This is a genomic window from Bradyrhizobium zhengyangense (assembly GCF_022012555.1).
Classification (GTDB): Bacteria; Pseudomonadota; Alphaproteobacteria; order Rhizobiales; family Xanthobacteraceae; genus Bradyrhizobium; species Bradyrhizobium zhengyangense.
In genome coordinates this window covers 252973-273311 of sequence record NZ_JAKLTZ010000009.1, presented here as the reverse complement: position 1 = coordinate 273311, position 20339 = coordinate 252973, and the positions used below count along the sequence as shown (strand labels likewise).

Below are 20339 nucleotides of genomic sequence, written 5' to 3'. Positions count from 1 at the left end.
GCACAATCGATGTGGAAGATCAGCCGGGCCGCGGCTTGCCTTGGCGCCTGCTTTGCGATGGGCGGATGCACCAGCCTGTACTATGTGCACGATCCGCAGACTGGCGTGATCACAGCCGGCGAACTGCCATATTTTCTCAAATCGATCCGGTGCGAGGTCGTCACCTTTTATCAGATCGAGCGCGAAAGGCGGAAGCACTACCTCAAGATCTACAAGACCAGGCCGGAAGAGGCGTTCGACCGCTTCGCCCATTTCGACATCGACCCGTTCCTATACGGCACCTTCTTCCTGGAACTGAAAGTAACCGATACCGGCGGTGTCGGGTCCGGCACCGCCTTCGACTATAAGCGCGTTCTAAGTGCCACCACCGCCGAAGTGACCCATGTCGGCCCCACGGCTTCGGCGCAGGACACCTACGACCTGATCTGGTCATTTCTCTTGAAACAGAATGCCGAGCTTGCGTCTGATACCTTGCCGCTGGCATCTAGCCCGGCAACATATGAGCGCGGCTGCTACCGGGGAACGCCGACCGAGCTCCTCGAGCTCGAAGCTCTCGCCGAAAACAAATATCCGGAACGGGCCGCTTTCAAGCGCATCACCGTCGATGCCTCCAAGCCATTGGCGGCCTGGCTGCGCGACAATGCAATTTTGATCGCCGCCAACAACCTGACGCCGGCTATGCCATCGGAAATAGCTGAGCCAGCGCAGATGACCTATACTTTTTCGATCCAAGTGACCGGAGGCATCGAGGCCAAATACTCCCTTACATCGGCGCGCTGGACACCGGCCGCCATCCAAGCCTCCGCATCTGCGCAGCAATTCAGCAATCTCGGTATCTACATCAATGGGCCGAATGCCGTCTTGGCCAACGGAGCAAAGTCTGGCTCGGCCAGCTATGCAGCCAAACAGCCGGCGCTCGGATCAAAGGACAATCCGATTTACACGACACCAATCCCGGGAGGGGAAAAGTCGCAGGAGTTGCCGGAGAGCGGGGGGGCCGCAGCCCGCCGGCCAAGGGCTGGTGGTGGCCCGCGGACGAACGGCTTTATCTTCGCGCCGGTGCCAGTCTTCCCGCCATCTCCAACGCCTACTCAATAAAACATGACTCGTTACTGCCTGCTCGGATTGCTGGTTCTTCTCGTGCTCCTCCCCTGCAGCAGCGCGAAGGCTCAGCCTGCGCTTCCCTCAGGGGTGTCGGAGATGGAGCTCTTCGGAACTGTGATCCGCAGCTCCAAATGGGACGTGAAGGAAATCCCGGTCTGCTGGGAAAACCTCAATCCTCATGACCAGAAATATGCAGAACTCGTCCGAAAAGCCGTGGCCGAGACCTGGGAAAGCGCAGCACAAGGAGGCGTTTGGTTCGCCAAGACCTGGCCTGCCTGTAAAGAGGGCGCAGCCGGCGTCCATGTGCGCATCGCCGACGAGGGCGCGCACACCGACGTCGTCGGCAAGTATCTCGATGGCAAGTCTTCGGGCATGACCTTGAATTTCAGCTTCAATCATTGGAGTAAAGGATGCATCAATAAGCGCGAATTCTGCATTCGTGCGGTCGCTGTCCACGAATTCGGGCACGCGCTCGGCTTTACTCACGAGCAGAACCGCGACGATGCTCCGGAACAGTGCCGCAACGAGAAATTTTCAGGATCGGTCGGCGACTACAAAGTCACTAAATACGACCCCAATTCCATCATGAACTATTGTAATCCAGCATGGAACGGAAGCGGACAACTCAGCCCACTCGATATCGCAGCCGTCAGAACGTTTTATCCGTCCTGACCCTCGCCTTGCTCTTTGTCATCTCCGGGCAGGCGCTAGCCGATCGCGCCGCGGTGCAGATCGCCGCGCGCTATAACGTCAGGACTGTTCATGTCCAGTTTGTCGGCGTTATGTACAACGGCAAGCAGGAAGTCGGAGGCGGCTCCGGCCTTCTGATCGGCGACAACCTCGTGCTCACCAACAGCCATGTGGTCGGACGCGAGGAAAACTACAAGAGCTTTGAGGTCGATGCTCGCCTTGGCTCGCGCAACGCAAACCCAATCAAAGTCAGCGCGATTCACCGCGACGACGCCAACGATCTTGCCCTTCTCGAGTTGGCCCAGCCGGCCAGCAACAGCGGCGGAGCATCGCGCTGCCCAATGCCGGTCATCAATGAAAGCCAGCAGGCCCCAATGGGAACCCAACTCTATCTGCTCGGCTATCCCCTCGACCTGGATCTGAGCATATCGAGCGGCCTGATCAGCAATCAAACCAGCCCAAATGGGCGCTGGCAAACCGATACTGTCATGAACGTCGGCAACAGCGGAGGTCCCGCGTTCAACGAGTTCGGCGCGCTCCTCGGTATCGCTGTCGGCGGCATCGTCAAATGGAACGATGCCCAGGTCAACGGAGTGAATTTCATCATTCCTGCCACGGTCATAGCCGCGAGTCCGCTCTACAAGCTGATTGCGGCTATCCCCCAACCATCCGTCTGCTGGACCAAATGGGTCGACACTACAATCTCATTCGAGAACTGGAGCAAGCTCAACTCGACCCATGTGCAGACGCAAGCCAATCAGGGCGTGAAAATTCCCGAGATCCTGGCCGGCGCGCTTCACACGTTGCTTCCAGAAGACCGGCGGCTCATCGTCAATGTTCCGCTATCGCAACTCGTCGAGCTCAAGCAGATCGAGCGCTCATACACCGTCGACAAGACCAAGGATGATCATCCCGTCGTGTTTGCCGAGCATTCGGCCGACTACGCCGAGACGTTCCCAGCCGAGCCGGGCTACCGTATCACCGGCTGCTCCTGGCATGTCGAGACGGCAAACGGAGCCGGCAACATTGCTTGCGCCATCAACGATGGCGGTGCAGAGGCGCGCTTCACCTACAAGCTGACCAGTGGACCCGCCGTCGATCGGTACCGTGGATGGCTCGGTGCTACCGTCAATCTATCTCAAGTTCTTGCGAAGTAAGGAGGAGGGGCCATGGTCGTCTCGACATTGCGAGCCGATTCTTCAAATGCGCTGCACTGGCTCTCGTCGTTCCGGCAGCTCCGCGCGGCTTTAATTGCTCTGGTCTGCATGTTTGTCGTCGGCTGCGCTCATCAAGCACCTATCTCGAGACCGTCAAAGCCCCAAGCCCAAAACACGCATCAGCACCACGGGCGTGCATTGACAGGATATCACCATCATGCCGCAAGGTATTACGGCCCGAGGTATTATGGTCCGAGACGCCATGATTATGGCTATCATCGCCCCACAACGGGTGAGGCAAGTGAGGAAGCACCTCCCGAGAAACCGACGCCAACTGGCGCCGAGGCTCCCAACAAGCCCGCCATCAAGGGCTTGGTGCCCGTTTATTTTGCGACCAACCGCGAGGTGATGGGAGGCCCGAATCTGCAGCTGAAACAGATCACCTATGATCGTTCGGCCACGAATACCTATGGCTGCGTGACTGTGAGCATACCGATCGTTCACAAGATGGGCGAAGTCGAAACGCCAAAGACATATCTGTACGGCATTTGGACAGAGGCCGAGCAGGACGGAAAGCACTTTCGAATCCAGACTCTATCGAAGCTCTCACGAGAGGAGTTTGCCTCCGCGATCGCCAATCCTGCCGACAGCCTGATGCTGTTCGTCCATGGCTACAATGTTCCTTTCTCGGATGCAGCGTTCAAGGCCGCTCAGATTGCCTTCGATGCAAATTACAAGGGCCGCGTCATGATTTATTCCTGGCCCTCGAAAGGCGGGTTGGCGGATTACGATTACGACCGCGAAAGTGCTTTGCATGCCACCGATGGATTGTTCGATCTTCTCAAGCTCATCAAGACGGAGGGGAACGTTTCGCGGATCATCCTGATCGCACACAGCCTTGGCAGCGAAGTGGTATTGGGCGCCTTGCAGCAGGCAGCGCTGAGCCAAACAGCGCTTGGCATTACCGAGCTGATTTTCGCAGCACCCGACGTCGACCGTGACCTCTATCTGGAGCGGGCTAACCAGATCAAAGCGGCCGCGGGTGCGGTGACCGTGTACGCCTCGTCAACTGATCTGGCTCTGCTCGCCTCGATGAAGAAGGCGCAGTCGAAATCGCGAATGGGCTATGTGACTAAGAGCGGTCCAACTCTCGTCTCGGGCATCGAGACGATCGATGTCTCTGCGGTCGGAAGCGAAATGTTCGCGCTCAATCATAGTACCTATTCAACGAGCCGGGCGGTCCTCGACGATATCGGCCGGATCATCTCCTCATCTAGCCACCTCAAGCCACCGCAGCGGACCCCAACTTTGCGCTCGATGCCTAACGAGCTCAACGCGACCTATTGGATGTATCCTTACTAGTCATCTGGAACGCAAGTTCATCACATTAGTTGATGGCTCGAATCTTTGTAGAGGAGAGCGCTTGTGGGGAATGCAGGTGTGAGAGGCCGGCCGATCGCGCCGTTAGTGCTCAGTCCGCAGGAGCGCACGTACCTAGAGAGGCAAGTTCGTCGTCATCGTGTCGCGCGGTGCTATCTGAGCGATGCCGCGCGATCCTGCGATGTGCGGATGGCCTGCCAAGCAAGTCTGTGGCTGCTGAACTCGGCATCCATGAACACACCGTTGGCAAGTGGCGCCGTCGGTTTTTTTAGAAGGATCGCTGTGATGGCCTGCTTGATGAAGCCCGCCCGAGCCGCCCTCGCACCATCGACGACGATCAGGTTGCTGAGGTAATCGAGCGGACATTGCGTACGACGCCGGCCGACGCGACGCACTGGTTGATCCGCTCGATGGCTGCGGAAACTGGCTTTTCCCACACCACGATCCGCCGAATGTGGTCGGCGTTCAGCTTGCAACCGCACCGTAGCCAGACATTCAAGTTGTCGAGCGATCCACTGTTCGTCGACAAGGTACATTGTCGGCCTTTATCTATCCCCACCGAACCGAGCCGTTGTCCTCAGCGTTGATGAGAAAGCCAGATCCTGGCACTCGATCGCGAGCAGCCGGTCTTGCCGATGATGCCTGGGATGCCAGAACGTCGCACGCACAGTTATGTGCGACATGGCACGACCACACTGTTTGCCGCGCTCGATGTCGCTTCCGGCTTTGTCATTGGCAAATGCTACAAGCGTCATCGGGCGGTCGAGTTCTTGAAGTTCCTCAAGGAAATCGACGCTCAAATCCCCGAGGGGCTTGCGGTCCACATCGTCATGGACAACTACGCCACCCACAAGACACCTAAGATCAAGGCGTGGCTCGCTCGCCGGCCGCACAACCATGTCCACTTTACGCCGACTTCCGCGTCATGGATCAATCAGAACGAGCGCTGGTTCGCTGAACTCACCAGAAAGCAGATCCAGCGAGGTGTTCACACCTCCGTCAGACAGCTCGAGGCCGACATCCGTACCTTCATCGAACTGCACAACAATAACCCGAGGCCCTTCAAATGGACCAAGTCTGCAGACCAGATCTTGGCTTCCGTCAAACGCTTCTGCCACAAAGCCCAGCAGACTTTATGCGGCGAACTTTAGATTCACGTGACTAGGGGGGCGTGCGCATTAATCCTCGTTGATGTGCGGCTCGTTCCTATTTCGAAGCCTTTATGTAACGGCAGCAAATGTCGCGCAGCTTTCGCGGAATCGAGCAGTCTTGCACGATAGTGAGAAGCGGGCCGTGGTGAGATCGGGGACCGTACATGCATGCGCCCGGGAAGACCACAGTTTGGATCGGGATAGCGCGCATCTCGTCGTACGAGTGCCGCTTACTCAGTTGATGGTAAAAGTCCGTTCGGGCTTTTGATGTTTGAGCGTGCGACGCTCCATCATAACAGCCAGCCTTTGCGCTTTTTAGGTCTTGCCGAAGGAGGCGCCCTCTGGGTCCTCTGGCCGGGTCCGCTCTTCAGCATGAAGCCCATCAGAATGAGAGCTGAATACAGGGCTGCGCCGTCACCGCACTTGATCGCGGGGCGAGCATCTCTGAGGGGCCGCTCAGTCCGTGGTGGCGGCGCAAAGATCCGGCAGGCCAAAAGCATGATGGGCAACGACTGCAGTGTCCGAACGGATCCTCCGCTATTAATACTTCCATTATAATGGGTTGATTCTTGAGCTCACCTGCCATATACATCCCTAAAGGGATTTGTAAATGGACCTGACTGTAGAAACTTTCATAGAAGGCACGTGGCACGAGGCGGCCATTGTCAACTTGGAAGCCCCCGAAAAGGGCTACACGACGCCTTCCAGAACTAGCTACGAAATGGGCTATTTTGCCAAGTTCGGCGCCATTCCATTTGCGGAAGACCGTCCCCTTAAAGGCGTACATGCTTACTCGATCAACGCCCCAGTCGATCTGGTGGATCGCGCAGCAAGCACCTGGCCAGCTTTTCTACTGGACCTAATTCCTCAAGGTCACCACGCCGAGAGGATCGCGCGATTTCTGAACCTTCCGGTCGAGGCGCCTTCTACCCAAGTCCATCTTCTCATGAGAGCTGCGAGTTCTCCCGTCGGCAATATTCGCATCAAAGAAGCATATGATCAGGAGGTCGAACGTCTTCAGGACATATCGGTCGCGGGAATCACTATGGAAGAAATTCTCGATCGGAGCGATGCGTTTCTCGAAGTTGCTGATCGCTTTTCCTTGCTTGCCTCGGGTTCGAGTGGGCTGCAAGGTGACTGGCCCAAGGTGTCACTGACTCGCTCCCGAGACGGACTTTGGTATCCGAATTCGATGGTCCCGGACGCGGACGCCCTCGAATTTATCATCGTAAAGCTTCTGCGTAGTGATGAGCCGGTGGATCAGCGGATCCTGGAGTCTGAATCGGGCTATTCGGTGGTCGCAAAAGAGTTTGGCGTCAACGTCGAACGCACGAGCACCTACGGCAATGGTGTGCTTGTCATTCCACGGTTTGACCGCAGGGTGACGTCGGGTGGTCTAATCCGCTACGGACAAGAGAGTCTGGTCTCTGCGATTGGCGTTGCGGAGTTTGCATTTCAGAGCAGGCACGAAACTTATCTGAAAACAATCCAACAGGTCTCGTCGTGTCCGCTGGAGGACACGACGGAGTATCTGCTGCGAGATGTCTTGAACCTGGCTATGGGCAATCCCGATAATCATGGTCGAAACGCCGCGCTTAGAAAATTCCCGGATGGAAGCATACGTCTCGCCCCCTTGTTCGATTTCGCACCAATGAAGATCGCGACAGCGGGCATCGTCCGTTCCACAAGGTGGGGGTGCATGCTCGATGGTGGAGGACAGGACACCAATCCTGATTGGAGGCTCGTCTGTGAGACAGTTTCTAGCCCCAAGGTGCCCGCCCACAAATTGATGTCCGCTTTGGCAGCTAAGGAAGATCTTCTCCGGGCCCTTCCAGAGATTGCAAGAAAGTGCGGCGTGCCGGTCTCCGTCGTGACGAATGCAATCATTCGCAACGAAGATATGGCGAACGGTGTTGCCAAACTGCGCAATGTGACAGATTAGGCGAGCCTCATGGCCAGATGGCGTAAACCTACGAAAGAGGAGATCCGAGATCGTCGCGCCGCAATTGCAGCCAAAGCGCGCGCGGGTACTCTCCGCTTGCCGGAGGCTGTCGCCGAGATGCGTCAAGCCCTCGGGCTCACCCAGATTGAGTTCGCCCGACTGTTTAAGCTGACACCGCGCCAAGTCGCCGACATTGAAAGAGGAGCGGCCAATCCTACTGCGCAAACGCTAGACAAAATAGGTCGCGCATTCGGTTTCCAAATCGGCTTTATTCCGATCGCTGCTGGGGCGACAACGGCCTCTCGCGAAGATGAGAAATCTGCCGGGCCACATTGATGATGAGCGCGTCTCGAACCGAATAGATTCTTCCGAATGGCCATTCGTGAGGAATCTCTTTGGCGTGTTCGCAAACGGTCCGTAATGCTCTGGAGTTTTGAGGAGGCGCAAATCCGGTACGCTGGTCTATTTCAAGATGACACTGCCGGTGTGCCGGGCGAGCCCTTGGCCGACCAAAGGAGCGACGCTGATCGCAAAAAACAGCGGCAAGAGGTTGCGTCGAAGTGCAATTCTGCGAGATCTTGGCCTCTTTTCATCCACCTTGGTCGCCTTCGAACATCTTCGGCCGGTCGGCTTCCCCGTGGCGTTGCTGCAAGATCTTCGTTCAAACTTGACTGGAGGACGAATGTCTTGAACTGAAGAACTGACCTCGTACCCAGGAGGACAATGTCATAATCTTGAGCCGTGGGGTTCACAAACAAAGACAGCGCTCCATATCCCCAGCGAAAGTCGCGAGGCTTTTCGCATAGGAGAGAAGCCGAGCCCGGGCTGGATGCGCGTTAAACCCAAGCTCGCTCCAAGAGATTCGTATCATCAAATGTCGTGGAATGCGTAACCATTTGCGTCTTTTCGTTTCCGCTAGCGTTCACCGGACGACAGAGCCTTGAATTGCCAAGGCTCCCACCACGAAACTGACGTCATCAGCTCTACGGCGATCGGCCAAAAGATGACGTGGGGCGACGCATCCATGGCCGCGCGACCCCGTCGAAGGCCTCGAATGCGTCGATATCGCTGACATAACGCAGCGTCAGCTGGATATCGTCGAGCCCTTCAAGCAATGCTGTCCGACGCGAAGGCGACACGACAAACGGTATCGATAGCGAACACGACATCCTGATCTCACATCGCTCAAGATCGACCTTAATTTCACGCCCGGGGTCTTTCGCAAGCGCGCCTAGGATTTGCTCATAGTCGGCTTTGGGCAATGTGATCGGAAGAACGCCATTCTTGAAGCAGTTCTCGAAGAATATTTCCCCGAAGCTCTCGCGATAACGCAGCGAATACCAAATTGCTTCAGCGCCCAGACTGCTGCTTCTCGCGAGCTGCCGCAGCCAAAGTTATCGCCTGCCACGAGGATCGAGCTGCTCCGAAATGGCGGAATATTCAGCACAAAGTCGGCGCGTTCGGATCCGTCGTCCTGAAATCGGCTGTTGGCGAACAGGGCCTTACCCAAATTAGCGTTCGCAGAACGCATGAAGCGGGCAGGGATAATTGCATCTGTATCAATATTCGGGTCCGCCAGCACTGCGGCGACACCTTCCAACGTCACAAACTTTTCCATTTGCCGCCTCTATGCGTGCGCGAGCTTGCGAACGTCGGTGATGACACCCGTCACGGCGGCCGCCGCCACCGATGCCGGACTTGCAAGATGCGTGCGGCTATTTGGTCCTTGGCGATGCTCGAAGTTGCGATTAGAGGTCGCCATGCAGCGCTCACCTGGCGCGACTTGGTCGTCGTTGATCCCCAGACACATTGAACACCCGGCCTCTCTCCAGTCGAAGCCTGCATCGAGAAATACTTTGTTTAGACCGAGGGCCTCAGCCGCGCGCTTGACCGACGTCGATCCAGGCACAACCAGCGCCCGCACGCCTTTGGCGACCTTGCGCCCCTTGACGATGGCCGCTGCCGCCTGAAGGTCCGATAGGCGGCTGTTGGTGCAGGATCCAATGAAGGCGACGTTGATCGGAATGCCTTCAAGAGGCTGATTAGGTTTGAGGCCGATATAGTGCAGCGCCTGCTCCGCCATGGCGCGACGGACAGGATCGCCAATCAACACGGGATCTGGGATGTTTTCGTCGATACCTACGACATCGCCAGGTGTTGTCCCCCACGTCACCTGGGGGGCAATCTCGCTACAGTTAACCCTGATTTCCTTGTCGAAGAGAGCTTGCTCGTCTGTGTTAAGAGTGCGCCACTGATCTAATGCGGCCTGCCAATGCGCACCTTTGGGAGCATAGTCGCGGCCAGCGATATATTCATACGTGGTATCGTCCGGCCCGATCATGCCAGCACGTCCACCAAATTCAATGGACATGTTGCAGATCGTCATCCTGCCTTCCATGGACATCGCACGAATGACGGGTCCGCAATATTCGATGGCATATCCGCGCGCCGCCTGTGTTCCCTCTTTGCCGATCAAGTAAAGTATGAGGTCCTTGGCACAGACATCCTTTCCCAGACGTCCGGCGAACGTCACCCGTAGCGCCTTTGGCTTGCGCTGAAGTACGGTTTGGGTTGCTAGAACGTGCTCGACATCGCTTGTGCCAAAACCCCACGCATAGGCACCGAGCGCGCCATTTGTTGGTGTATGGCTGTCTGCGCAAACAACAGTCATCCCTGGCGTGATAAGCCCGAGCTCCGGCGCCACGACGTGTTCGATACCCTGCCTGGCATCAGCCAAGTCAAACAGCTCAATTCCGTGTTCGCTGCAGTTCCGTTCCATCAAGGTGATTAGCTCGCGCCCCTCGGGGTTCGAATCGACCGTGCGCCCAGGACGTGTCGAAACGATGTGATCCGTGACACCGAAAGTGAGATCAGGTCGACGCACAGATCGCGAGGCGCGCCGTAGCCCATCAAATGCTTGTCCGCTCGCCGATTCCTGGATGATGTGGCGATCGACATAGAGCAAGAAGACGCCGTCACCCATTTCCCGGATGACATGACTGTTCCAGATCTTTTCAAAGATAGACCGCGGTTGGATCATGTTACACCATGGCCGAGTTGCTCCCACGCTAAGAGCGGGTAGGCTTCACGCCAATTGCGTGATCGGCGACACCGGTCTTGATGCAGGAGGAGCTCGTCGACTAGTAAGAAATTGCAATTTCGAGCGGATGAGGGCTTATGGTCCGGTCGCCCACTTTTTGATATTTAGTCCTTACCCCTTCAGGCCCGATGCACCGGTAACACGGGACGGCTCTCGACTGAGCAGTCGAAACTTCTCAACCCAAGACTTGGCCTGGAACGCCAATGCGCGAGCGTCAGTGGAAAGCGTGACGAATCGAAAGCCACGCGTGACCATGCGCCACGCTTGTTCGGGACCAGGTGCGAAAATGCCTGCAATCAGACCCTTCTTAATGCACCCCTTCAAAACGCGATCGATGGCAGCGTCCACCTCGGTATCAAACTCCTCCAGCTGCGGCTTCCTGTTCAGGGACAGCGAGAGATCGCCTGGTCCGATATAGACACCATCCAGACCTGGCACATCAAGAATACTCTCGATGTTGGCGACGGCTTCAGCGGTTTCAATCATAGCGATGACGCTGAGCTCCCGGTTCGCATGCGCAGCATAGTCCTCGCCATAGGCCGTCGCCGCACGGACGGGGCCTAAGCTGCGCTGGCCCATCGGTGGATATTTGCAATATTGGACGAGGCGCTCAGCGTCCGCTGCCGTGTTGACCATAGGGCATGTCACACCAAGAGCACCTGCATCAAGCGCTTTCATGATGATTGCCGGGTCGAGCCAGGGGATGCGTACCAACGGGAGCACGTCCACGGCCGTAATGGCTTGTAGCATCGCGACGGCGGCATCGTACCCGATGAGACCATGCTGCAGGTCAAGCGTGATTACGTCGAAGCCTTGTCGAGCATAAAGTTCTGCCGAAAACGCATCGGGGATCGCGCAATAGCCGTTCAGTAAATGGCCATTTTCGGCCATGCGGCGATTTAGTCCTCGAAAGGGGGCCATAAGGAAGCTTTCTTTGCTGTGAATATGACGACTGGCCTCGATATCCTGTTGACGGCTGCTGGCATCGGAATGTCGTCGACGCCGCGCGCAACAAGTACACCACTGACCGCGTGATCACTTGACTGCTCCGATTGCGCCGGCAACCGCGCCTTGTTGTGCGCCGGAGCGGATTAGACCCTCAAGAACTCTAGACAAGCTTTTGCAAAAGGTCTGTCGCCAGTGGCGAACTTCTCATGCGCTCGATTTGCCAGCTAGCTGGTGGCTACCGCAACATAGCGCTTTGGCGTCACGCCGTGGACACGCTTGAAGTGCTTCGTGAAGTGACTTTGGTCAACGAAACCGACCTCGTAAGCTACTTGTGCCGCTGGCTCTCCCTGAAGAAGAAGATCAGCGCCGCGCGCGACGCGCCGTTTTATCAGATAGGCATGGGGCGTTACTCCCAAATCTCTTCGGAATGCCCTAATCAGTTGAAAGATACTTGCGCCCGTCTGACGCTCAAGATCGCGAAGCGTAATCCTGATCTCAGGGCTCTTCTTAATAAACGCGAGCGCAACTTCTGTAATGCTTCCGTCAGGGTCGCCGGGCGGAGCAGAGAATGCGTCTGCCGATACGACTGCCGTTTCCATCCCACAAGTCATGTCCAACTCTTGCTGCAGTGGACGAGTTTCATCGCGGGGCTGAGGATGAAGGCGATCAGCATGCCGCGCAAAGCAAGTTAACTGATGACTTGCATGAGTTTTTGCGATATAAGCGAAAACCTAGGGAGAATAATGGGTTATGGGCCAATACTTGCCCATGAATGCGCTACGAGCCTTCGATGCTGCGGCGCGTCATGGCAATTTCAGTCGAGCGGCGGAAGAGCTTTGCATTACCCAAGGGGCCGTCAGCAGGCATATCGCGGTACTTGAGACCCACCTCGGAATAAAGTTATTTGTTCGTAAGCATCGTCGCATCGAACTGACGGAAGAGGCTCGACGATATCATAAGCGGCTTCAGGTTGCGTTTGACGAGATAAGGTCCGCGACGTCCGAGATCTGCGCGTCGTCAAAACACAATGTCCTAAAGCTTAGGTGTTTACCCACCTTTGCCATGCGCTGGTTGATCCCTCGCCTCGCGAGGTTTCGCGAGCAATATCCGCAGGTGGAAATTCAGGTCTCAACCTCACAACAATCCCCTGCCAATTTTGAAGCGCAAGGCATCGATGCCTCGATCGAGTACGGATTGGGCCAGTGGCCTGGGCTCGAGGCCAAACATCTGTTCGACGAACTGCTCATCGTCGTATGCGGCCCCAAGCTTGCGAATGGAATGCCGGTCCCGCGCTATCCGCACGAACTCGATCATCACGTTCTTCTCCATTCCTTGCAGCGCCCGGATTTTTGGCGGCAATGGCTCCAGACTGCAGGCGCGCCGCAGGTCCCGGCCAACACGGGCCTACGATTTGAAAACTCGGGGCTCGCGTGCCAAGCAGCTATCGACGGCCTTGGTATTGCAATTGTGCATCTTCCCTTGATTGAAAGGGATCTCGAAACCGGCCGACTGATCGCACCGTTCAATCTCATTGTCCGCAACCAGATGGCATTCTATCTCGCTTATCCAACCGAAAAGAGCGATTTGCCGGCACTTGTCGCGTTCCGCGCAATGGCTGCTCGGTGAGGCGGCGGCAACCGTCAGATCCATCGATCTGAAATGGACGGGAAAGAAGCGACTCTCAGCCCCGGACATGGACCTTGTGACATCCGCGTAATATAGCGTGAGCAGCCCTTAACTGGTCTGCCCTCCGCGACCTGCGACTAACAGTCCCGGCGTCCCGCAAGATTATACAAGAATGCACTCCTCTAATGCCCTCTATCTGGGCCGAACGATGGGCGCAGTCGTCGCCTTGCTTGCGGCGCATGGCGGTGCACAAATAGGGGGACGGAAACAATGAAGCGCTTCAGCTTGCTGGCCTTCGCGGCGGTTCTTGCCTCACTGTCCATTTCTACAGATGCGCATTCTGCCGAGGTCAAGATCGGCATCATCGGCTCTTTTAGCGGCCCCTATGCCGAGTGGGGCGTCCAATTCAAACGAGCCGTTGACCTCTATGTCGAGAAGCACGGAGGAAAGCTTGGAGGCCACACCGTTGAGGTCCTCTATCGTGATTCTGGCGGCCCAAATCCCGCTCGAGCGAAACAACTCGCTCAAGAGCTGATCACCCGAGAGGGGGTACAATTTCTCGGCGGTATGGACTTCACGCCTAACGCGGTAGCCGTTGCCGATGTTGTGACGCAAGCGAAAATTCCCTTCGTCATTTTCAACGCAAATACCGCAGATACCACACGTAAATCGCCATATTTTTTAAGAGTGGGCTGCACCATCTGGCAATTGGCGTATGGCATCACGCGCTATGCTATTGATCAGGGCAAGAAGAAAGCTGTTGTCTTTGCCGTCGACTACGCCCCCGGTCACGACGCAATTGCAGCTTATGATGCCAATTACGGCAAGCTCGGCGGCAAGATCGTCGATGTCGTAAAGGTGCCTTTGGATACAACTGACTTCTCCAGCTACTTCCAGCGGCTGCAGGACGCGAACGCTGACGTTCTATTTACGTTCGTCCCGAACGGGCCCATCTCCGTTGCACTGTTCAAAGGGTATTTCGAGCGCGGCTTGGCACAACGGGGCTTGCAGTACTTTGGCCTCGGTGAAACCGAGGAGGCACCCCTCGCGGCATTGGGACAAACCGGCGAACTGGCCATCGGTGTATATTCCTCTCTCTTTTATGGTCCTCATTCGCCAGAAAGCACCGCGAATAAGGAGTTCGTCAATGCGCTGGAAGCAAAATACGGGAAGGGCGCCATACCTAATATCGGGACCGTTGAGGCGTGGGACGGCATACACCTGATCGCCCATATGACCGAAGCAACCGACGGGAAACTTGATGGTGAAAACGCCTTGGCGGCCGCCAAAGGGTACTCCTGGGAGAGCCCGCGCGGATCGATCCGGTCGAACGGGACCTGATCCAAAACGTCTATATCCGAAAGGTCGAGAAGATCGACGGCGTCCTCGTAAATAAACAGGTCGCCGTAATTCCGAATCTCAAAGATCCCTGGAAGGAGGCCAATCCTGCCTCGCGCTGACGACGTTTAGGCGCGCGAAAATAGGGGAGTAGAATCAGGCCGCATGACTCCAGGCCAATGCGGCGGGACGTAATGGCCATTGGCAGCATGCTTGTGATGCAGGCGGTGTTTGAGGGATCAAGTGAATAGCTACTGGACGACGGGTATATCGCTTTTGATCGACGGCCTGTCCTTCGGGATGATCCTCTTTCTGATCTCCTCTGGCCTGACGATCACGCTCGGCGTGATGCGTCTTCTAAACATTGCACATTGTGGTTTCGCCATGATCGGCGGTTACACTGCACTCTCGCTCGTCAATCATTTTGGCCTGGGTTTGCTCGCCGCGCTTCCGATTGCTGTTGCAATCACGGCGATACTCGGGGCCATTCTTGAACGGACCGTATATCGATGGATCTATGAGACGAGTGCTCTCGGTCAAATCCTGATGACAATTGGCCTCACATTCATAATGATCGCCTCGATCAACGCCGGTTATGGCTCGCTGACGCATACATTACCAACGCCTGAATTCCTGGCGGGAGCATGGCATTTTGAAGAGATATCGATTTCTGCTTACCGTAGCTTTCTTTCAATCGTCAGCCTGACAATCGCAGGCCTGATTTGGTACGTCATCGAACAGACCGATTTTGGCGCCCGCTTGCGCGCCTCCGTCGATAATCCGCGCATGGCTCGCTGTGTCGGGATCAATGTGCGGCGGGTGTTCGCTCAGACCTTCGTTGCTGGGTGCGCGTTAGCGGCCATAGCCGGCGTACTTGGAACGCAGATGCTGCCGCTGCAGCCATACTATGCCACGAACTATATGGTCATGGTTTTGATCGTCGTTGCGGTTGGCGGCTTTGGCAGTCTCAAAGGATCGCTTATCGCCGCGCTCGGCTATAGCATCTTCGATACCTATTTTCGCTATCTCTTTCCGGCGGCCGGCGCTTTCGGCATCTACATTCTTCTGGCCCTCATTCTGTCCATTCGACCTTTTGGGCTTTATGGCCGTGCTTAAGGTAACTCCCTCAAAGGACACACCTAAACGGGACATCGCCGCGTCCTTTGGATCCCACCGCTTGGGACTTAGCGATGCGCTGGTGTGGGCGCTTGCAATTTTCGCTTATTTCTTCTTGGGCGCCTATCACCAGCTCGGCACCCAAGTCATCATCATGATCATCTTGGCTCTGTCGCTCGATCTCGCCATCGGTTACTCTGGAATCGAAAGTTTAGGTCATGCCGTCTTTTTTGGTATCGGAGCCTACGCCGCCGCCCTTTTTGCGCTCAATGTTTTATCTGAACCCTTGACCGGCCTTGTGGTAGGAGGGCTAGCTGCCGGCGCGTTCGGCTTCGTCACGGGTTTGCTGGTTCTTCGTGTTCGCGGCTTGACTCAAGTCATCCTCACGATCGCCATTGGTGCCGTCGTCCTCCAAGTTGCGACAACCTGGAAATCAGTAACGGGCGGAGATGATGGCCTTGCGGGGTATCAGGTCGCACCCATCTTGGGACGTTACTCGTTCGACCTCTATGGCCATACTGCCTATCTCTATTCGCTTTGCGTGCTGGCCTTCGTGTTTGCCCTTGCCCGGATCTTGGTAAACTCGCCATTTGGATATGTTCTGCGTGGGATACGCGACAACGACCAACGCATGCGCATGCTAGGCGTACCGGTCGCCGCACGGTTGCTTCTCATCTATTCGATTTCGGCAGCAATAGCGGGTGTGGCCGGTGCAATTTCCGCACAAGTCACCGGGCTTGTCGCAACCGACTCACTCTCATTCCTGCTATCCGGAAACGTCCTCATCATGTTGCTAATCGGCGGGATGGGGCGCCTGACCGGCGCATTCATTGGGGGCATTATTTTCGTCATTTTTTCTGATCGGGCCGCGGCGATAGACCCCTTCAATTGGTTGTTTATGCTGGGTGGACTCCTCATTCTCGCCGTCAGGTTTACACCTCAAGGCGTTGGTCCCTGGATTGATCGTATGGGTGGCTATCTCCTCGATCGCAGGCGGAAACCATGAATGATACGGTCCTCGAAATCGTCGGTCTGCACAAAAGCTTCGGTGCTCTCGCCGTCACGCGTAATATCAACTTCCGCCTTGAGATTGGTGCAAGACACGCTCTGATTGGTCCGAATGGCGCAGGAAAGACCACCCTTGTAAATCTCATCACGGGAGCGTTGGCTCCATCCTCTGGGTCGATCCGACTTGAAGGACGTGACATCACACGGTATTCGCCGCAACGCCGAGTCTCTCTGGGGCTCGCGCGAACGTTTCAAATAAACTCGCTATTCCCGTCCATGACGGTGGTCGAAAATATTGCCCTCGCGGTCGTTGCAAATATGCATATCGACGCAAAACTGTGGGGCGCGCTCAATAGGCGCAAGCAGGTTCTGATCGAACTCGAGCGGCTCCTAGACGTTTTTAACCTCAGTGGTTCGGCATGCCAATTGATTTCCAATCTCGCATATGGTCAACGGCGGCTCGTTGAGCTCGCGCTGGCGCTGGCTCTCAAGCCAAAGGTGCTCATTCTCGACGAACCTGCTGCTGGCTTGCCGAAAGAAGACAGCGGAAAACTTTCGGAATTGCTGCGGCGGTTGCCCGCCGACCTCGCAGTCATCGTCATCGAGCACGACATGCAGATCGTTTTTGGTTTCGCTGACCGTATCACGGTGTTGGCAGAGGGAAGCGTGCTGACGCAGGGAACCCCGTCCGAGATTCGAGCAGATGCTAAGGTACGAGAGGTTTACCTCGGACAGGCGCGCAATGACTGATTTGCTGAGACTGGAAGCTGTCACCGCAGGATATGGCTATGGCGCCGCGGCTATTGAAAACGTGGCTCTTTCGCTCCCGAGAGGGTCGTCATTGGCCGTGTTGGGACGCAATGGTGTCGGCAAGACGTCCCTGCTTGCGACCATTATGGGCCTAACGCAAATGGCCTCCGGCAAGATCACATTTGACGGCGGCGAGATCGGAGGCATCGATACCTACGAGCGGGCTCGCCTGGGCCTCGGTTACGTGCCTCAGGAACGAGAGATCTTTCCTTCCCTGACGGTAGAGGAAAACCTTTCCGTTGCAAGGGTTGATCGGGGAAAGTGGAACATTGAATCCGTGTTTGAGCTATTCCCCCGGCTTGCTGAGCGACGGCAGAACTTCGGAAATCATTTGTCGGGTGGAGAGCAGCAGATGCTGGCTGTCGGCCGAGCGCTCGTCAGCAATCCCGCTTTGCTTATTCTCGACGAGCCGTTCGAAGGATTGGCTCCGGTCATTGTTGACCAGCTTGTGGAAGCGCTCAAACGCATCAGAAAAGAAAGCGATATGACGTTTATCCTCGTAGAACACCATGTTGATCTAGCGCTGTCACTAACGGTCCAGGCCCTAATTCTGGATCGAGGCCAAGTGGTTTGGAACGGCAAAAGCAACGATCTGGCGGGCAATAAGTCCGTTCTATCGAGCCTCGTTGGCATCAGCTAGGGAGGTAGACGACCTCCGATTACATACCTACCGGCAACGATACCAGTGCCGAGGTTACGGTACGGGACAATTGCCTCCATCGACATTAATGGCTGTTCCCGTTACGAACGAGGCTAGGTCCGAGGCTAGAAAGCAGGCCACATTCGCAACCTCGGTCACAGTTCCAAGCCGACCGAGACGCACGCTCTTTCCTTTCTGCAAAACGAAGTCTTCGTAGCTCGCTTGCGGTGCGGTGGACCGGTGCATTCGTTTCCACTGGTCGGTTTCGATCGATCCAAGGCAGATGGCGTTGATAAGGACGTTATCCGGCGCGCATTCGTTAGCCAGCAGCTTCGTCATGGATAGGCCGGCCGCCCGGCTCAGCGCCGACGGAGCGGCGCCGGTACCGGCCTTTGCCGCAATGCTGAGAATATTGACAACTCGTCCCCAGCGTCTTGCTCGCATTCCAGAGAGGCAACGCTGAGTTAAGTAAAGTGCCCCTCCGACTTTCAGCATGAAATCGGACTGGAGTGCGTCCCACTCAACTCCCGATATTGGCTCGTGGGCAGCGTTGCCTGCGTTGTTAACGAGGACGTCAACATGACTGAAGTCGGGGGAGAGCCTCGACCAGGCCTGGTCAATCTGCAATTTGTTTCCGAGATCACATGAGATTCCAATCACGCGCTGACCGGTTGTGCTACTTATCTGGTCGGCGGTATCACTCACTTGTTGTTTATCTCGGGCGAGAATTGCAACAGAAGCGCCGGCCTCGGCGAACGCCAGAGCTATCGCTCGGCCAATGCCTCGGCTTCCGCCCGTTACGATTGCGGTTCGGCTTTTCAGCGAAATCTGCACTAAACTATCCTTGCTTGCTCTAGCACCGAGATTTCCATCGCAGCAGTCCGAAAATGCGGAACCGCGGACGAGTTACGTGGCGGGCGCAGAGGCCTGGGACCGGGCAACTTTGTCGAGCGCCTGCCAGTCTCGAAGTCCGACCGCCTCAGCAAAGGCCGCGCGAGCCGCCGGAAAATCGGCCAGTGCCGGGAGAGGGGACCCGTCGGCCGTGGACAACAACAACCCTGCGAGCGCGCTCGCCATCGCTTCTGTGGTCCGCAGCATCAAATAACTCGGATAAGCGATAAGATCGTAGCCCATCACAAAGAGATCTTGTGCCCGCGGCAGTTGCGCTTTCCCATCTTCAGTTAGGGCAAGCAGCTGGTGTTTCCCCCGGAAGGCACTCCCAACCGTCACGAGATCGTCATGTGCTTTCAATCCTGGAATAAATACACCATCCGCGCCCGCGGCTAAGCTGCGCTCCGCTCGCTTTAGGGCGCCATCTAGGCCAAGCGTTGTTAAGGAGTCCGTGCGGGCGATAATCAACATGTCGCCTGAACTGCGGGCATCAACAGCTGCCCGAAGCTTTGTTTCGAATTCTGCCATCGCGACAACAGCAGGAGCAGGATTATCGCCGGGTTGCTTGCTCGGGCGAGCCTGGTCCTCCAGGATCACGGCGCCAACACCAAGCGCCTCGTACGCGCGGATCATGCGAACAACGCTCTTGATGTCACCGTAGCCGTCATCGCCATCGGTGATGAAGGGTAGATCGGAGGCCGCCGCAATATCCTGAATACCGGCGACCATCTCGCCAAGCGCCGCAATGCCTAGGTCCGGCAACCCGTAACGGGCAGCAAGCATTGCCGACCCACCAATTGCAAACGCTTTGAACCCAGCCCGCCCTATCAGCCGGGCGGCAAAAGCATCTTGAGCAACCGGAAGGACGAGCGGTCGTCCGGCTTCCATGACCTTGCGCAGAGGAATACGAGCTTTCAAAAGACACCCAATGATGCGAGTACGGCAACGACGCGAGTCCGACAACCGTGAAAGCGGTTAGTGAAGGTCGCTCCAGTGCAGAAGACCATCGTTGGACTCAGCACGTTTCATAAAGCACGTGTACTATCAACCGACAGGCGCCGGCATCACTAGGAGAAAATTGCACGATGGGCTGCCCCGATAGCATTGCAATTTCTTGCTAGCGGATCAGCGCCTAAAACCCTGTACTCGCGCAAAATCCTGTGGCGACACGGCGGGCCTCAGGGCTAGTACTGCTCAAGCCAGAGGAGAACGTCGCACTCTTCTTTCATGGACGAGGTCGCATGACGAGTGGCCACCTTAGCTAGCCAAAGGGTGCGCCATGCCATAGTGCACTCAGCCAAGCGCGTGGTCTCTTGGTTCGCTGGGTCAGTGTCCGACGTGACGACATGGAGTAGATCTCGACAGGCGCCAAGGCCGGTCGAGCCTGGCCTTTTACTCAACCGAGCTCGCAAGGCACACATCTGGGCAGCTCAGACTA

17 protein-coding genes and 2 pseudogenes are annotated in these 20339 nt (G+C 56.4%); 13 read left to right on the top strand and 6 right to left on the bottom strand.

All coding sequences use genetic code 11. The features are described 5' to 3' along the window. Window positions 1–9 precede the first annotated feature (9 nt). From L6639_RS29775 to L6639_RS29745, 7 genes and pseudogenes are all read left to right on the top strand, one after another. Window positions 10–1098 carry a hypothetical protein gene (locus tag L6639_RS29775; protein ID WP_128955132.1) on the top strand — a complete coding sequence of 363 codons (1089 nt, stop codon included), beginning with the start codon at window positions 10–12 and terminating at the stop codon, window positions 1096–1098. A gap of 102 nt (window positions 1099–1200) precedes the next feature. Further along, window positions 1201–1776, top strand: coding sequence for a M12 family metallopeptidase (locus L6639_RS29770; RefSeq protein ID WP_237864942.1), 576 nt, complete (start codon window positions 1201–1203; stop codon window positions 1774–1776). 8 nt (window positions 1777–1784) lie between these two features. Beyond that, a complete protein-coding gene (locus L6639_RS29765) occupies window positions 1785–2951 on the top strand; it encodes a S1 family peptidase (RefSeq protein WP_232995545.1) in 1167 nt (388 codons plus the stop codon). 12 nt (window positions 2952–2963) lie between these two features. Next, on the top strand, window positions 2964–4313 hold the full coding sequence (locus tag L6639_RS29760; RefSeq protein WP_128929974.1) for an alpha/beta hydrolase: 1350 nt from the start codon (window positions 2964–2966) through the stop codon (window positions 4311–4313). Window positions 4314–4376: 63 nt separating this feature from the next. Beyond that, window positions 4377–5482: pseudogene (locus L6639_RS29755) on the top strand (IS630 family transposase). Window positions 5483–6092: 610 nt separating this feature from the next. Beyond that, the gene (locus L6639_RS29750; RefSeq protein ID WP_128929975.1) at window positions 6093–7424 is read left to right on the top strand and encodes a type II toxin-antitoxin system HipA family toxin; all 1332 of its coding nucleotides are present in this window, start codon (window positions 6093–6095) and stop codon (window positions 7422–7424) included. 9 nt (window positions 7425–7433) lie between these two features. Continuing rightward, entirely contained in the window at window positions 7434–7760 is a 327-nt protein-coding gene (locus L6639_RS29745; protein ID WP_128929976.1) for a helix-turn-helix domain-containing protein, read from the top strand. A gap of 647 nt (window positions 7761–8407) precedes the next feature. On the opposite strand, the pseudogene leuD reads toward L6639_RS29745, so the two are convergent. The 4 genes and pseudogenes from leuD to L6639_RS43525 all read right to left on the bottom strand — a co-directional run bounded on the left by leuD (window position 8408) and on the right by L6639_RS43525 (window position 12071). After that, a pseudogene (gene leuD, locus L6639_RS29740) lies at window positions 8408–9042 on the bottom strand (3-isopropylmalate dehydratase small subunit). A gap of 9 nt (window positions 9043–9051) precedes the next feature. Continuing rightward, entirely contained in the window at window positions 9052–10464 is a 1413-nt protein-coding gene (leuC, locus tag L6639_RS29735; RefSeq protein WP_128929977.1) for a 3-isopropylmalate dehydratase large subunit, read from the bottom strand. 171 nt (window positions 10465–10635) lie between these two features. Further along, window positions 10636–11415: an HpcH/HpaI aldolase family protein gene (locus tag L6639_RS29730; protein ID WP_206733115.1), complete on the bottom strand. Its 780-nt coding sequence runs from the start codon at window positions 11413–11415 to the stop codon at window positions 10636–10638. A 281-nt stretch (window positions 11416–11696) separates the two neighbouring features. Then, the gene (locus L6639_RS43525; protein WP_164933582.1) at window positions 11697–12071 is read right to left on the bottom strand and encodes a helix-turn-helix transcriptional regulator; all 375 of its coding nucleotides are present in this window, start codon (window positions 12069–12071) and stop codon (window positions 11697–11699) included. 151 nt (window positions 12072–12222) lie between these two features. On the opposite strand from L6639_RS43525, the gene gcvA reads away from it, so the two are divergent. The 6 genes from gcvA to L6639_RS29695 all read left to right on the top strand — a co-directional run bounded on the left by gcvA (window position 12223) and on the right by L6639_RS29695 (window position 18010). Then, a complete protein-coding gene (gene gcvA, locus L6639_RS29720) occupies window positions 12223–13098 on the top strand; it encodes a transcriptional regulator GcvA (RefSeq protein ID WP_128929980.1) in 876 nt (291 codons plus the stop codon). A 270-nt stretch (window positions 13099–13368) separates the two neighbouring features. Further along, window positions 13369–14439 carry an ABC transporter substrate-binding protein gene (locus tag L6639_RS29715; RefSeq protein ID WP_237864941.1) on the top strand — a complete coding sequence of 357 codons (1071 nt, stop codon included), beginning with the start codon at window positions 13369–13371 and terminating at the stop codon, window positions 14437–14439. A gap of 240 nt (window positions 14440–14679) precedes the next feature. Next, window positions 14680–15552: a branched-chain amino acid ABC transporter permease gene (locus tag L6639_RS29710; protein WP_128955133.1), complete on the top strand. Its 873-nt coding sequence runs from the start codon at window positions 14680–14682 to the stop codon at window positions 15550–15552. A gap of 61 nt (window positions 15553–15613) precedes the next feature. Then, entirely contained in the window at window positions 15614–16558 is a 945-nt protein-coding gene (locus L6639_RS29705) for a branched-chain amino acid ABC transporter permease (RefSeq protein ID WP_206733114.1), read from the top strand. Continuing rightward, window positions 16555–17310 carry an ABC transporter ATP-binding protein gene (locus L6639_RS29700; protein WP_128929984.1) on the top strand — a complete coding sequence of 252 codons (756 nt, stop codon included), beginning with the start codon at window positions 16555–16557 and terminating at the stop codon, window positions 17308–17310. Before L6639_RS29705 ends, L6639_RS29700 begins: the two co-directional genes overlap by 4 nt. After that, window positions 17303–18010, top strand: a complete 708-nt coding sequence (locus L6639_RS29695; RefSeq protein WP_128929985.1) for an ABC transporter ATP-binding protein — start codon at window positions 17303–17305, stop codon at window positions 18008–18010. Before L6639_RS29700 ends, L6639_RS29695 begins: the two co-directional genes overlap by 8 nt. Window positions 18011–18064: 54 nt before the next feature. Here the strand turns inward: L6639_RS29695 and L6639_RS29690 are convergent, their stop codons facing one another. Then, a complete protein-coding gene (locus L6639_RS29690; RefSeq protein ID WP_128955134.1) occupies window positions 18065–18844 on the bottom strand; it encodes an SDR family NAD(P)-dependent oxidoreductase in 780 nt (259 codons plus the stop codon). A gap of 72 nt (window positions 18845–18916) precedes the next feature. Then, window positions 18917–19819 (bottom strand): isocitrate lyase/PEP mutase family protein, encoded by a 903-nt coding sequence (locus L6639_RS29685; RefSeq protein WP_128929987.1) that lies wholly within the window; start codon window positions 19817–19819, stop codon window positions 18917–18919. Window positions 19820–20339 lie beyond the last annotated feature (520 nt).